Annotated in this window: 15 protein-coding genes; 14 read left to right on the top strand and 1 reads right to left on the bottom strand. The window is 58.7% G+C overall.

From position 1 onward, the window contains the following. Window positions 1-26: 26 nt before the first annotated feature. The 14 genes from X265_RS39610 (at window position 27) to X265_RS42510 (ending at window position 12,640) form a co-directional block, all read left to right on the top strand. Window positions 27-584, top strand: a complete 558-nt coding sequence (locus X265_RS39610; protein ID WP_232995587.1) for a phosphonopyruvate decarboxylase — start codon at window positions 27-29, stop codon at window positions 582-584. A gap of 5 nt (window positions 585-589) precedes the next feature. Further along, window positions 590-1,222, top strand: a complete 633-nt coding sequence (locus X265_RS39605) for a thiamine pyrophosphate-dependent enzyme (RefSeq protein WP_206733166.1) — start codon at window positions 590-592, stop codon at window positions 1,220-1,222. A gap of 16 nt (window positions 1,223-1,238) precedes the next feature. Next, complete coding sequence (locus tag X265_RS39600) at window positions 1,239-2,045, top strand: ABC transporter ATP-binding protein (protein ID WP_164933835.1); 807 nt, start codon at window positions 1,239-1,241, stop codon at window positions 2,043-2,045. A 40-nt stretch (window positions 2,046-2,085) separates the two neighbouring features. Further along, window positions 2,086-2,904 (top strand): ABC transporter permease, encoded by an 819-nt coding sequence (locus X265_RS39595; RefSeq protein ID WP_164933836.1) that lies wholly within the window; start codon window positions 2,086-2,088, stop codon window positions 2,902-2,904. Between the two features lie 19 nt (window positions 2,905-2,923). Next, window positions 2,924-4,030, top strand: a complete 1,107-nt coding sequence (locus tag X265_RS39590) for an ABC transporter substrate-binding protein (protein WP_128929659.1) — start codon at window positions 2,924-2,926, stop codon at window positions 4,028-4,030. Between the two features lie 40 nt (window positions 4,031-4,070). Then, entirely contained in the window at window positions 4,071-5,477 is a 1,407-nt protein-coding gene (locus X265_RS39585) for an MmgE/PrpD family protein (protein WP_128929658.1), read from the top strand. A gap of 73 nt (window positions 5,478-5,550) precedes the next feature. Beyond that, window positions 5,551-6,741 carry a CaiB/BaiF CoA transferase family protein gene (locus X265_RS39580; RefSeq protein ID WP_128929657.1) on the top strand — a complete coding sequence of 397 codons (1,191 nt, stop codon included), beginning with the start codon at window positions 5,551-5,553 and terminating at the stop codon, window positions 6,739-6,741. Window position 6,742: 1 nt separating this feature from the next. After that, entirely contained in the window at window positions 6,743-7,318 is a 576-nt protein-coding gene (locus X265_RS39575) for a cysteine dioxygenase family protein (RefSeq protein WP_164933837.1), read from the top strand. Next, window positions 7,315-8,091: an enoyl-CoA hydratase/isomerase family protein gene (locus tag X265_RS39570; RefSeq protein WP_128929655.1), complete on the top strand. Its 777-nt coding sequence runs from the start codon at window positions 7,315-7,317 to the stop codon at window positions 8,089-8,091. Before X265_RS39575 ends, X265_RS39570 begins: the two co-directional genes overlap by 4 nt. A gap of 310 nt (window positions 8,092-8,401) precedes the next feature. Then, window positions 8,402-8,578: a hypothetical protein gene (locus X265_RS41850; RefSeq protein WP_232995585.1), complete on the top strand. Its 177-nt coding sequence runs from the start codon at window positions 8,402-8,404 to the stop codon at window positions 8,576-8,578. A gap of 202 nt (window positions 8,579-8,780) precedes the next feature. Further along, entirely contained in the window at window positions 8,781-9,161 is a 381-nt protein-coding gene (locus tag X265_RS39560) for a helix-turn-helix domain-containing protein (protein ID WP_128929654.1), read from the top strand. Then, a complete protein-coding gene (locus X265_RS39555) occupies window positions 9,161-10,393 on the top strand; it encodes a type II toxin-antitoxin system HipA family toxin (RefSeq protein ID WP_128929653.1) in 1,233 nt (410 codons plus the stop codon). Before X265_RS39560 ends, X265_RS39555 begins: the two co-directional genes overlap by 1 nt. A 1,306-nt stretch (window positions 10,394-11,699) precedes the next feature. After that, complete coding sequence (locus X265_RS39550) at window positions 11,700-12,017, top strand: hypothetical protein (RefSeq protein ID WP_128929652.1); 318 nt, start codon at window positions 11,700-11,702, stop codon at window positions 12,015-12,017. A 332-nt stretch (window positions 12,018-12,349) separates the two neighbouring features. Then, a complete protein-coding gene (locus X265_RS42510; protein ID WP_232995584.1) occupies window positions 12,350-12,640 on the top strand; it encodes a WGR domain-containing protein in 291 nt (96 codons plus the stop codon). A gap of 213 nt (window positions 12,641-12,853) precedes the next feature. On the opposite strand, the gene X265_RS39540 is transcribed toward X265_RS42510, so the two are convergent. Further along, window positions 12,854-13,834, bottom strand: a complete 981-nt coding sequence (locus X265_RS39540; RefSeq protein ID WP_128929651.1) for an ABC transporter substrate-binding protein — start codon at window positions 13,832-13,834, stop codon at window positions 12,854-12,856. Window positions 13,835-14,243: the final 409 nt, after the last annotated feature.

Genomic DNA, 14,243 nt, shown 5'->3' with positions numbered 1-14,243 from the left:
GTCGGAGATACAAGGAGGATCGTTCATTGTCAGCAGCTGTGCACGCAGAGAGCCGCGTTAAGGCGAAGGAAGCCGCCCGGGCGGGCTGGCAATATGAGTTGTACGACCTGCTCCGACGAAACAACTTCACGCAGTTTGCCTACGTCCCGGATGCCGGCCACACCGTTCTCATCAACGAGTCGCTCGCAGATGCCGAGGTCGAGTCGATCGCGCTTACAACCGAAGAAGAAGGTGTCGCGATGATGGCGGGTGCCGAGTTGGGCGGCGCCCGTGGCGTGCTGCTTATGCAGAGCAGCGGCGCGGGTAATTGCGTCAACCTTCTCTCCCTGATAGCGGGCGGACGCTTCCCTTTCTTGACGCTCCTGAGTATGCGCGGAGATTTCGGCGAGGGTAATCCCTGGCAGATGCCGATGGGGAGGGCCGTCGAGCCGGTCCTGGAAGCGATGTCGGTTCGATGTCTGCGTGTAGACCGGCCTGAGGACGTCGTGCCTGTCGTCTCGGCTGCCATCACGATGGCCTTCCAAGGCGGCGAGGCAGTTGCGGTCCTCCTCACTCAAAAACTCATCGGCGCGAAGGCGTTCTAGGGGGCATGATCATGAAAGCAAATGTTGGCAATCCGGAGTTCGACGAGCGCTACGTCCTTGATCGACGTGAGGCCGTTCCAGCGTTAGTGGGAGGTCACAAGGAGTTCCTGTTCATCGCGGGCTTGGCTGGCACCGCGCGCGATGTGACTTCGCTGGTGAACGATGGTCCGTCCGCCTATGGTCTCGGAGGGGCCATGGGGGCGGCGACGATGATGGGGTTGGGTCTCGCTCTCGCTCGTCCCGATCGTACCGTCATCGCCTTTTGCGGTGACGGAGAGTTGCTGATGAACGTCGGGTCCCTGGCCACCATCGGCGTCCGCAATCCTCCCAACTTGAGAATCGTTTGTGTCGACAACGGTCACTACGGCGAAACCGGCTACCAGCGCAGCCATACGAGTTTGGGCGTAGACCTTGAGAAGATCGCCGTCGGGTCCGGCATCAGGCGCACCCTGACTATCGGTACAGCAGCCGAGCTACCGAAAGGCAGCAAGTTGCTGCGGGAATCTGAAGATGCCGTCTTCATCTTGATGCGGGTCAAGCCCACCGATCCGCCGAAGTTTAAGCGAACTCTGGATCCGGCCGTGTGCCGCGTCCGTTTCAAGGCTGCTTTGGCGGATGCAGCTCGTGCGGGCGGCTGAGTCGAAGAGGCGCGAAGTGCCGACGGCACGCAGCGAAGACGCCGCGCCGTCGGCTACCGGCATCGACGTTCGCGATGTATCGAAGATCTTCGCGCTCGGCGCTTCGGAACAGACCGTGGCGCTCAAGCCGCTTTCCCTCACGATCCGGAAGGGCGAGTTCTTCAGCTTCATCGGACCGTCGGGATGCGGCAAGACAACCTTGCTCCGCATCATCGCCGGCCTCACCACCCCCACGACAGGTGGCGTTTTCATAAATGGCACGCAAGTGACCGGACCGGATTCACGGATCGGTATGGTCTTCCAGAAGTCCACGCTTCTACCCTGGCGAACGGTTCTTCAGAATCTTCTCCTTCCCGTCGAGGTGACGAAATCATGCTCGATGCAAGAGGCGAGATCGCGGGCCGATCGCCTGCTTGAGATGATGGGAATTGCCGCTTTCAAAAATCGCTCGCCAGACGAGTTATCCGGCGGCATGCAACAACGAGCGGCGATAGCTCGGGCGTTGATCACAGATCCCGAAATCCTGGCCATGGACGAGCCCTTCAGCGCGCTCGACGAATTCACGCGTGAGCGCCTGAACGATGAACTGATGGGTCTGCAAAAGAGCGCGCAAAAGACCATCATCTTCGTCACGCACAACATATCCGAAGCGGTCTTTCTGTCTGATCGCATCGGAGTGATGGCCCCAAGACCCGGGCGCTTAGACAGCATCATCGAAGCGCAGGGCTTTCCCGCTGTGAGGGACGCCTCACTCCGGAAGAAGCAAGAATTTTTCCGGGAGGTGGCGAGAGCCCGGGATGCCTTCGATAGGCTTCATTTGTGACTCGGGACCTATCGTTCGATGTTGTAAACGGAGAATGCAAGTGTCCAGCCAGGCCGTGAGAAGCGAATCCGAGATCGGCTCAGTCCCCTCGATCCTAGAGGGGGGCCGAAAATTCGGAGCAGCACTGCTAGCGCTCGGCATTGCGCTGCTGCTTCTCGCTATCTGGCAACTCTCGTCCCAATATCGACTTGTGTCCGCTCTGATCCTCCCGAGCCCAGCTCTGGTAGCGGGCGCGCTCTACGAAGGCGTGGTCGGCGGACGCTTCCTGAACGACATCCTCGTGACATTCAACGAAACCGTACTTGGCTTCCTGTTTGGAACGGTCGTCGCCATCACTCTGGGGGCGACGTTCGCATATTCGGGGCTCCTGCGGCGTGCCGGCTATCCCTACGTCATTGCTGTTCAGACGTTCCCGAAGATCGCTATCGCTCCCTTGCTGATAGCCTGGTTCGGATACGGCATAGGACCGAAGGTCATCATTTCGGCTCTACTCGCCTTCTTTCCGGTATTCACCGCTACACTTGCCGGATTCACTGAAGTGAACTCGGACATGATCGATCTGCTGCGATCGATGAAGGCGACGCGGCTACAAGAACTTCGCAAATTGAGGCTGCCCTTCGCGATGGCTTTCATCGTGCCTTCTCTCGATGTGGCCATCGTGCTGGCTTTGCTCGGAGCAATCGCTGCCGAACTGGTCGGCGGAGCCGCAGGTCTGGGGCAGGTCATTCAACAAAAGTCGTTCACGGGCGACATAGCGGCCGTTTATGCGGTCCTCGCTCTCACGGCCGCAATCGGCATAAGCCTTAGAAGCATCGTCAGGACGGTGACCCGAGCTCTTCAGTCAATGGCGTGGGGCTGATTGCAGGTATGGGCACGCAATGCCTTTCGGCACGATTGAATGGAGGAAGTCCTTGCGTTTAGTAGGTTGTTTGGCGGTTGCAGCCAATCTGTCCGTCTTCGTCTGTGGTGCGACGCAAGCCGAGAGTCTGAAGGAAGTGACCTTCGCATCCTCGGATACAGCATTGAGCATCGGGTCCGCGCCTTACTCATCGCTCCAGCCCACCTTGAAGTTGCCGGAGAAGTACGCGGGGGTGACGGTCAAGTTTCAACCTACCGCTGGCGCGACGGCTGCGGTGCAGGCCGTAAGCAACGGCAATGCATTCTATACTTTGGTGGCGTTAGCGTCCTTCTTGCCGCTCGCCCGTCAAGACCCGAACCTTGTTATCGTCTCGTTCGACCCCGGCAATTCTCTCCGGGTGATTGTGCCCCCCGATAGTCCGGTGAAGGGTCCCTTAGACCTGAAAGGTAAAGTTATTGGAGTCGGTAGTTTTGGCACGGCGGCCTATCCGTATGGCAAGGCTATCCTCAAGGAAGCCGGCCTCGATCCCGACAAGGACGTGACCTTCCTGCCGGTCGGTCTCGGAGCACCAGCGGCGGACGCTTTGAAAAGCGGCAAGATCCAGGCTTTCGCGGGGTTCGATAGCCCGAACGCGGTGATCGGAAATCTCCTCGGCGTGAAGATGAGAGACGTGCCGTCCCCGCTGAACGATCTCGTTGGTATGGTCGGTATGGTTGTCACCCGCAGTGAAATCGAAAAGCATCCGAAGGTGGTCGCAGGCCTGTGCCGTGCGCTCTACGAATCGTTCTTCTTCGCCGAAGGAAACATCGAAGGGACCGTGCGCAATCACTTTAAGGTCTATCCTGGCCAGCTCCCATCGAACAAACCACTTGATGAAGCGGTCCGGGAAGGCGAGGTCATCCTGAGAGCCAAGCTCGACGTCGTGAACCACAGAGGAGCCGGTGGCATCATCGGCTACCAGGAACTGCCGACCGTTCAGCACACCGTCGACAAGCTGTACGAGAACGGAATCCTTCCGGAGCGGATGGAAATATCAAAGTACGCGGACCAACGGTTCAAGAACGATTGTGGCGGTTTCGATCCCGCTGAGCTCCGGGCGCAGGCCCGCGCTTGGAAACCGCAATAGAGGAAATCGACAACTGGACACCGAGAGAGGAGAATATTCAATGACGGTCATCGAGCATCTTGCAAAGTGGGGGTCCGAAGCGCCCTTCGAACATTCAAGGGCAGCGCGAGACGTCGCTCGGCACGCTGTTGAAGACGTAATTGCCTGCATCATAGCGGGATCCAACGATCTCGGCGCCTCTAACGTCCGCAAGATGGTGTACGCCTCCGATAGTGCCGGTCCTGGCACGGTCGTCGGAGAGGAGAAGGCCGTGTTGCCGCAGCTGGCGGCGCTCGCAAATGGAACGGCCGGCCATGCATTGGACTATGACGATACGTTCCTTCCGGGCGTCAATCACGCCAGTTCGGTTCTCGTCTCGGCCCTCATGGCGCTTGGCGAGCAAGCGGGATCCTCGGGCGCCGAATTAATCGATGCCTATTTGGTCGGTCTAGAGCTCCAATTCGCGGTCGGCAGCGGTGTGATGCGTAGCCACTACGATTTTGGTTGGCACTCCACTTCGACGATCGGGTGCATCGGAGCCGCCGGCGCCTGCGCGCGGCTTCTCAAGCTGGATGCCAGGCGCTTCGCGCATGCGCTCAGCCTCGGGACGAGTATGGCGTCTGGGTGCAAGGTCCAGTTTGGCAGCATGGCAAAGCCTCTGCACGCCGGGCTTGCCGCTCAGCACGCCATCGAGGCGGCCCAATTGGCCGCGGCCGGCGTCGAGGGACGGCTGAATGCGCTTGAAGGAGGGATGGGCTTTCTCGAATTGTTCGGCGGCAAAGGACCGGCTGGCTGGGGAAAAAACATCGAGAAACTGGGCGCGCCGATGACGGCGGAGTCTCGCGGTCTCATGTTCAAACGCTATCCGTGTTGCGCCTCGACGCACCGGGTTCTAGACGCGTTCTTCGAGCTAAGGGCGCAAGAGAAGTTCGAGGCCGACGAGGTCGAAAGCATCAACACGCTAATTGGATACGGTAACTCGCGAAATCTGATGTACACAAATCCAGTCTCCGAAATGGAGGCTAGATTCTCTATGCAATATTGCATGGCCGTGGCTCTTGTCGACGGTGCTCCGAAGCTCAGTCACTTCACGCCGCAATCCGTCAAGCAGGAAAAATACCGTCGACTTTTCGGACTGACAACCGTCAGTTGCTACGATCCTGCGGAGGAGCAGAAGAACGTCGACCTAATGCGTCCTCATGTCATTACCGTCAAGTTGAAGAATGGCCGGTCGCTGGAACGGTCGCGGGATCTTCCGGTCGGTACCCTCAAATACCCGTTTAGCCTCGACGACCGCAAAGCAAAATTCGACGATTGCTGCAAATCTAGATTGGACAAGGTATCCTCCGATAGGCTCTTCGAGGCCATCAACAATATCGAGAGCGAAGGGCATCTGTCCCGGTTCACCGGTTTGCTGCGATTCGGAGCAAAGGCAAACCACGCTTTCCGCACTTCGAGCTTCGCGTGAGTGCGGCCGGAAGACCACGCATCCGGCCTCACGTGATCCATTCAGCGCAGAACGACTGCGACCGGAAAAAAATATGTCGTCGAAGCCACTTCCCCTGGATCAGGTTAGCGTAGTCGAATTCTGCTCGACGGCAGCGGGGCCTTTCGCGTCCATGCTGCTCTCGGATATGGGAGCGAGCGTCATCAAGGTCGAACCGCCAAATGGAGATGGCTTACGCCAATGGCCGCCGTTGACAGAAGGATTTAGCGAGAACTTTGCCTCACTCAATCGCAACAAGAAATCGATCGTCCTGGATCTCAAGAATGATGAGGACAATGACATTGCGCGGCGGCTTGTGCTCGATGCCGACGTGCTGATCGAGAACAATCGTCCCGGCGTGATGGAGCGCTTGGGGCTCGGTTATCCGCAATTCGCCGCGGAGAGGCCGGATCTTATCTACTGCTCGATATCCGCATATGGTCAAACCGGACCTCGAGCCGACGAAGGTGGGTTTGATCTCACCATTCAGGCCGCTGCTGGCGTGATGAGCGTAACGGGCGAAAGCGATGGAGCGCCGGTCAAATGCGGAGTTCCGATCTCGGATTTTGCGTCGGGTCTATACGCCGCTTTTGCCGTGACCTCCGCTCTGGTGCGGGTTCGGGCGGGGGGCAACGGCGCTCACATAGACGTTCCGATGTTTGGCTGCACGTTGGGTATAGCCGCGTTACAGACAAGTGAATTTTTCGGGACTGGTCTGCTCCCCCGCAGATTGGGATCCGCCCACCCGCGTAATGCGCCCTACCAGGCTTATCGAGCGGCGGACGGCTTCTTCGCGATTGCGGCTGGCAACGACGGACTGTGGCGCGAGGTCTGTCGTGTCGTCGGACGCGACTATCTCGTCACCGATGGGCGTTTCCTTACCACCGCTGACAGGGCTTCGAACCAGCACTCCCTCAAGGAGCTGCTGGAGGCCGTATTCGAAACCCAGCCGGTCGATTACTGGATCGGAGCCTTCGCGAAGGCTCGTGTGCCTCATGCAAGGATTAATAGCTACGACGCGGCCCTTGGAGATCCTCAGACGCGCCACATGGGATGGATCAAAGAACTCCAGTTGCCGGGTGGACGAACGACGCAGACTTTCGCATCGCCCCTGAAGTTCGGCGGCGAAAGCTTTGAAATCCGGAGCCGACCGCCCCTGCTGGGTGAACATACAAAGGAGTTCCGTGACGCCTACAGCCGCAGGCAGCCGGACCTCAACCGAGTTTCAACAAGGTCGGAGGACTGAGGTGAGCCAAAAGCTGCTTGCATTTGTGGCCGAGGTGACACGCTGTGTCGAAAACGTTCAGGACGAAGTCATAGTCGTTTCGCGCGTCAGGAAGGCGATGAGCGAGCTTGTGTCAACGGATGACTGGTTGCCTGAGACGATGGCGCTGTCCGATCCCAAATTCTATCAGCAACATCTGCTATATGGAGACCCTCTTGATCGCTTTTCGGTCGTGAGCTTCGTTTGGGGACCGGGCCAGCAGACGCCGGTCCATGACCATTCCGTGTGGGGTGTCATCGGCATGTTGCGAGGATCCGAGATCAACCAGAGGTACGGCCGGACGGCCTATGGGATGGACCCGATCGGTGGTTCCGAGCGACTGGAGCCAGGCGACGTGGAAATCGTGTCGGAAGCGGTTGGCGACATTCATCAAGTGCGAAATGCGTTCGATGACCGCGTGTCCATTAGTATCCACTGCTACGGTGGGAATATCGGGAGAATCCGACGTCATGTCTTCAAAGATCTCGGTGAGACCCAAGAGTTTGTCTCGGGTTATTCCAATGCTCTCACTCCCAACCTCTGGGCGCCAGCGCAGTGAGTGGGACGGAAGACCTTTTCGTCGGTCGCGCCGACGGTGTCGTGCGATTGCGCCTGAACCGACCGGAAGTAGGCAACGCCTTGAACCCAGGTTTGATCGCGGCCCTCACGCGCGAGGTAGAGGAGGCACGAAGATCGTGCGCCAGGCTTATGATCGTCGAGTCGAGTGGGCGCAACTTCTGCACTGGCTTTGATCTGTCGCGACTCCAGGAGGAAACAGACGATACGCTATTGGCAAGATTCGTCCGTATCGAATATTGTCTCCAGGCGATCAAGAATGCACCTTTCCCGACGTTGGCAATAGCCCGAGGGCGAGCGATCGGAGCCGGGGCCGACCTGTTCTGCGCCTGTGCCATCCGTTGGATCCTACCGGGGTCGTCGTTCGTCTTTCCGGGAGCGAATTTCGGCCTTGTCTTGGGTACCTCAAGGCTCGCCGAGATCGTCGGCGCCGCGACGGCCGCGGAATGGATCATGGGAGGGGCGACGGTCGATGCGCAATCCGCGCTGGAATCCGGCTTGGCTATGAAACAAATTGGCTACGAAGACATCGAAAGGGCAGTGTCTAGCGAGACCGCTCGCGCCTGTCGGCTAGATAGTTCGACGCATCAATCGATTTGGATGGCTGCAGCGAGTGCTCGCAGCGTTCGCGGAGAAACGGGTGACGGCTTCGACATGCTGAGGCTCATCGCGTCCGCTTCGCAGGTCGGCCTAAAGGAAAGAATAGCATCATACCGAACGGCAAGCCAATCGATCTGGCCCGTCACGTCACCTTGATATAGGATCGTGATCTAACCTCGCCGAACAATCAGCGTGAACGATGTTACCTCGGGCCGGCCACAATTTGACCTTCGAAACGTTTCGTCCGGTCGGTCACCATCGCTTCTTTTGAGATGGTAGCTGCGACGTCTGACAATCTGACGAGATATTGCTTGCCGGCCTACTCCGCTTGTTTGGTCTCATCACACACAAGATCGTCGACGGACCCAGGCGTCTTTGAGTAGCTTACATTTAGCAAATATTCGTCGCGGCGGAGCCTACTTTTGCGCTCGAGGACGGCGCCGCCATCAATCCTTTCCACCGCGACATGCCGCGCCTGTCGGTGGATATCGACCACACCTATCTGCCGGTGGTTCCGCGCCCCAAATCTCTGGCCCCGATCGATGCGGCGATGGAGCGCATGGCGGCGGCCATCAGGAAAGGATTGCCGGCAGCACGGGTGACGGAAGTCGTCAGCGCCGGTGAAAGATTGTCATCAAGCTGACCGTCCAGAGAGGCGCCGCGCAGGTCAGGATCGAGGTCACGCCGGTGATCAGGGCCGAGCTAGAGCTGCGCGATGTCTCGTCGAGCGTCGAAGAAATGTCCGGCTTCCGGACCCAAATGGAGCTGCTCAGGCTGTTGTCAAGTAAACCAATTCGTCATATATGGCATATAAACAAGTGTTAGTCGCCACATATGGTGATATTATGAGTTCGCCCAAATCCAATGCCGCGCTTGAACGTCTTGGTCACGACCTTCGATCGGCTCGCCTGCGCCGTCGTGTGGCTGTGGCCGACTTGGCTGCGCGCGCGGGTACGTCGCCTAGCACCATCGCACGCCTGGAAAAAGGCGATCCGGGAGTCGCCGTAGGCACGCTCGCGGACGTGCTCGTCTCTCTCGGGCTTATCGAGAATCTCGCCGATCTCGTCGATATACGGAAAGACGATCTGGGTTTGGCGTTGACGTCGGAGCGGTTGCCGCAGCGCGGTCGATCGTACGCTGCAAGGCTGCGCAAGCAGGAGAGGCAGGGCGACAAGGACGGGAAAAACGAACCGGACGATGTTGATCCGAACGGCGTGGCCTTCTGATGACTGAATACTACGCCCAAGTAGCCCTTGGCGAAGGCTTAACGCGAGTCGGTGAACTACGCTTCACGCAGACCGGGCCTCGTCAATTTTCGATCTTCACCTATGACCCGGCCTGGGCGAAGGATCCGCGTGCTTTCGCATTGCAGCCGAACATGCCCTTTGAGGGCGGGCCGTTTCATGCGTCGGCGCAGTCTGGCAATTCGCGCGAGGCGCTTGCTGGCGTCTTCTCCGATGCTGCGCCCGACAGCTGGGGGCGCAGACTGCTTGAACGTGCCTATGGCAATGGCCTCTCTGAATTCGAATATCTCACACTGTCCGACGATACATGCCGGCAAGGTGCTCTGCGTTTCATCGATGAACATGGGAAGATCATTACCGGTAAGGCCAACGAAGCGGTACCGCGTCTTCTTGATCTAGAGGCGATCACGGCGATTGCCCGCGCCTACGAACAAGGCAAGGAGATTTCCCCTGCGGACATGCAAGCTCTTGCCGGAGCCGGCGGCTCGGGCGGGGCTCGGCCCAAAGCCAACGTTCGTGACGGCGACGTTCTCTGGCTTGCCAAGTTCACTTCCGTCCACGATCAGCACCCGATCGAACAGGTCGAGGTCGCGACGCTGAACCTTGCCAGGATGTGCGGCATCCGCATTCCAGAGGTCAGACTGGAACTCGCTGACACGAAATTTCCGGTCGCGCTGGTCCAGCGTTTCGATCGACGCGGCCGCGCCCGCATTCCCTACATCTCCGCCCGAACGGCGCTCGGGAAGACAGGCTTAGAGCTCGGTTCGTACACGGAGATTGTCGATTTCATGCGGACGTCAGCTCCGGATCCGCAAGTCGATTTTGAGGAGCTCTATCGGCGGATGGTCTTCACTATCCTTGTTTCGAACAAGGATGATCATCTGAAGAACCATGGCTTCCTGTACGTCGGTTCGGGACGGTGGCGTCTGTCGCCGATGTTCGATGTGAACCCGGCGCCCGATCGCAACCCGCATCTCGAGACGGCGATCATGGAAGGTGGCACGCACGACCGATCAATCAAGCTCGCCCTCGAGGCCTGCGAGTTTTTCGAAATCACCGACGCCAACGCGCGAAAGATCATCCGAGATACAGCTCAACGCGTGTCCGATGGATGGCGGGAAACTTTCCGACGGGCAGGGGTCGGCCGTGCCCAATCGCGCGACTACGAAGCCGCCTTCGTCCATGATCAGAGCGACACAGCGCTTGGTCTATAATTCATCATATATGAAATGTTATCTGCTTCAATATATCATATTTGACTACTACGTAGTGATGCGCCAGAGACTTGCGAAGGCGCGGCCGGGTTCCCTCTGCCCTATCCACTTAGGTACGATCGACGATTTGCCTCGTATCGGACGGGAGGCATTCCAAGATTTGTGCCTCGCCATCGTGGCGGAAGATTTGAAGTCCCCGATACAGAACTTTTTGGCCTCCCACGATGGCGGTCGGACGAGCATTTCCCGGCGCTTGGGAAGGAGGCGAGGCCGCCCCGCGCCGGAAAGTGCACGATCCAGATCAAGCATTTCGGAAATGCCGCCGCCCGTCTATCTCTGTCGCACCTCACCAAGAAGCCGGGTGTCAAACGCCATCCGGAACTGAGGGGGCAGTTTTCCATGGCGCGCGACAGCCGGGCAATGCCAAGGAGCTCGCTGCCCAGGGGGCGCGCAGGCGATTACATCTTCATTACGAACGCCGGGGTTTCGGGAGCTGCCGAGGCAAGCATCTGCAGGCTTTCGAAAAGGCCGGTGTGCAGCGTTGTCGCGTGTTTGGAGGCGACTGGGTCGCGGCCCAGCTTCGGAGCCGCCCGTCCCCGAGGATGCTAATTCCGCGAATCTACAACCTCACGCATCTCCGACAATTCATCGACGGCGGAGCCTATCTTCAGGCATGACATCTACTCGGCGCGATGGGCGACAAATCTGCGCTGCTTCGCGACCACGGACGCGCATAGACGGAGCGTGGAAGCGCTGCTGGATCACCGGTTCGTCTTGCTTCGCGGGATCCGGCTTCCGGCAAATCGATGATCGCGGCGATATCGTCTCTTGGCGCGCTGGATGACCTTGCTATAGCCGAGCACGAGGAAGGCGACAGGTGGACCTTTCGTCATCCGACGATCGCGGATGCCTATTCGTCGCGGGAGGCCCCGACCTCGTCGAGATATACCTGCCCGGAGCCAAATCCGAGCGACTGCTGGCGTACGTGTTTTGCGGACGTCGCAGCGATGTCGATGCGTCAGAACGCCATAGAGCGCAGAAGGTACTATTGGACGTGCCGATCAATAGCGTCCTTCATTACTTCCTAGCCGAGCGCTGTGATGAAGATTTCTGCGCACTTTCGTCGAGGCGCGCCCAGAGATTTGGTAGTTCCCCTGCATATTCCGATGGCTGACGGCAATAACATCCGCTTGCTTGCCCGATTCAAACAAATCGTCCTTTGTCCGAAGAGGACATTGAAACCTGATGAGGGAGATACGGGAATACGCTGGAATGCTTCGACGAGTCGATTTTCCAGGATGGACGTGTGCGATCACTGTTGCCTTCTGACGAATTCGAACGGCTCTGCGCCGACGTGAAATGGGAATGGCTTGCCGACCTTGGTGCGTCGGTCGGTCGCACGCGAAGAAGTTACAGCTCGAGCGATCAGGCAGGAATGTATCGTGACTTTCGCGATTCTCTCGAGGCCGCCGCAAAGTATTTTTGGGACGATGACGCGTTGCAAGCGGCGTTGTCAACGGCTTTGCGCCGGATGGACGAGATGATCTACGAGGATGAGGACCAGCGGCCTCCCCGCGGCGAAGCGAAACTTTCAAATCTTCGCCGAAGATCTCCGGAGCGTTGATCGAGATATTCAGTGATGTAGATGAAGAGTAGGGGCGCCATGATCTTGATCCAGCGCTTGCCCGGGGCAGTTCAGAAAATCGTGCCTGTCGTACCCGCGGCGCTGTTTCGCGGTGCGTTCGCCGTTTTCGTTGAAGTCCGACAGGCCCGGAGCTTGCGGGCTTCGCCTCGGTCACCTATCGCGAGCTCAGCAGCGATTGCCACAAATGCCGTTATGAAATTTCTGAATCGTCGGCCCTGGTCGATTCACTTATTTAATTGGACGGTTGATTCGGGAATTGCGATTCTGGCGCATGTCCGAACTCACCGTGCAATAAGCCCGCAAAGTTCTACGTGCTGACGATCGAGCCGACGCTGTTTGGCGATACAGCATTGGTGCGCGAATGGGGCCGCCTCGGTGGGCACGGCCAACGGCGGCTCGATCTGTTCGATGGGCACGTGCAGAGGCGCTTGAGTCCTGGTTCAAGCGCAAGACCCGTCGTGGTTACGTACAGCGGCACTTTCGCTTGGAGCCGGCTGCGACGTGCGGCAAGCGGTCTGATCTGGAGAAAATCTCCAATTAAAGTATGTCAAAGTAATCCGAAGGTATTTCGAATCTATTCCGAGAATTGCAGTATTCCATAGTACAACAATAGCGTACCTTCGCCGTGATCGAGGCTCATCAGGAAGGCTTTCCGCTCTCTACGTCAAGCTACCTTATCCTGGTTTGAAGTCGGAACATCGAGATGAAGTTGGAGCCCTTCTCAAGGTCCCGATAGCTCGAACACTGCGTCTTTGCGCCCGCGTTCAAGCGAATCGGTGGTGATGTTCGTCCGGACGGCCGCCACCTGAGCCAACCTAATTCGATCCCGCCGCAGCAGCCGTGAAGCTGCGGTCGACGGCTTTGCTGACGTCGAGCGTCTTCGGCAGGATGCCGTAGCGGGTCGAGCGGTCGGAGGCTTCCTGCACCTCTTTCACCACGCCCTCGTCGATCACAATCGGGCTGGTGCGCTGCGCGGTGTAGGCCGAGATCAGCACGTCCTCCGGCAGCTTGGTCAGCTCGGCCGTGCTCCTGGCGTATTCCGCAATATGGTCCAGCGACCACAGCCGTGCCTTGTTCAGCCGTTGCACGAGGTCCTGAACCGCGGCGCGCTTGGTGGCGATGGCATTGTCGGAGGCGACGATGAAGGTGATGGTCGGCGTCAGGCCGTCGCCGTCGGCGATGACGCGCGCCTTGTCCTTCAACGTCGCGAATGAGACATAGGGCTCCCACACCGCCCAGGCGTCGACTGACCCCGCCACCAGTGCCACCTTGGCATCGACAGGGCCGAGAGGCGCGAAGGTCGCCTCGTCCAGCTTGATCTGCGCCTTCTCCAGGGTTGCATCGATCAGGAACTGGCCCCAGCCGCCGCGCGTACCAGCGAGGCGCTTGCCCTTGAGGTCGGCGGCCGACTTGATCGGTGAATCCTGACGAACCAGGATCGCCTGCGTCTTGGCATCCGACCGCGTGCCGCCGATCGCCTTGATCGGCGCGCCCGCTGCATAGACGGAGAGGAAAGACAGATCGCCCGTGTAGCCGACGTCGAGCGCGCCGGCGTTGAGCGCTTCCAGAATGGGAGCTGCCGCCGGGAATTCCGACCATTCGATCTTGTAAGGCAGGTCCTTCGCATAACCCGAGATCTCGAGTAGCGAGCGTTTACCGCCTTTCTGGTCGCCGACGCGCAGCACGACTGTATCGGCCGCGAACGACGCGGCTGCCGTCGACAAGGTGACGACCGCGGCGAACAGAGAGGCCGCCAGGCGGTGCGTGATCGAATGGTCCGAAGAGTTGATGCTCATGTGATCTGTCTTGTTGCTTGCCTGTTACGACACGTGGGCGCGTGATGCGGCGAGACGATCAAGTCTATGACCGCGTGATACGCAGTCAATGAAATGGCCAACCGTATTGCGCGCGCGATGAGCAAGGACATTTCAATGAATGTGTGCTTTTCAGAAAAGCGGCGTGCGCATGCCTCAGACTGGGTGACAGTGATCCTCTCGCAGAGTCGTGAAGCTGCCTGGGAGCCGATGCGTCAGCGAAAATCGTTTCATCGTTGTTGCGTGTGCCGATGGAGAGAATGACTTCGCATCGCGCCAGATTCGAAATTCCATTTCATTGACGATGCGGTACCCGCGCCGCATGATTTGCACATCGCATCAACGTGGACGCAGGAAGCGACCCGCGAAAAATATTCTCTCTACGCAGCTC

The sequence above is a fragment of the Bradyrhizobium guangdongense genome (genome assembly GCF_004114975.1).
Classification (GTDB): Bacteria; Pseudomonadota; Alphaproteobacteria; order Rhizobiales; family Xanthobacteraceae; genus Bradyrhizobium; species Bradyrhizobium guangdongense.
Note: the sequence above shows the minus strand (reverse complement) of the source record. Positions and strands in the feature narration are given on the sequence as shown.

Coding starts and splice junctions, on each gene's coding strand:
- X265_RS39560 (WP_128929654.1), top strand. CDS start 8,781: ATGAGTTCGCCCAAATCCAATGCCGCGCTTGAACGTCTTGGTCACGAC.
- X265_RS39585 (WP_128929658.1), top strand. CDS start 4,071: ATGACGGTCATCGAGCATCTTGCAAAGTGGGGGTCCGAAGCGCCCTTC.
- X265_RS39540 (WP_128929651.1), bottom strand. CDS start 13,834: ATGAGCATCAACTCTTCGGACCATTCGATCACGCACCGCCTGGCGGCC.
- X265_RS39555 (WP_128929653.1), top strand. CDS start 9,161: ATGACTGAATACTACGCCCAAGTAGCCCTTGGCGAAGGCTTAACGCGA.
- X265_RS39590 (WP_128929659.1), top strand. CDS start 2,924: ATGCCTTTCGGCACGATTGAATGGAGGAAGTCCTTGCGTTTAGTAGGT.
- X265_RS39580 (WP_128929657.1), top strand. CDS start 5,551: ATGTCGTCGAAGCCACTTCCCCTGGATCAGGTTAGCGTAGTCGAATTC.
- X265_RS41850 (WP_232995585.1), top strand. CDS start 8,402: ATGCCGCGCCTGTCGGTGGATATCGACCACACCTATCTGCCGGTGGTT.
- X265_RS39605 (WP_206733166.1), top strand. CDS start 590: ATGATCATGAAAGCAAATGTTGGCAATCCGGAGTTCGACGAGCGCTAC.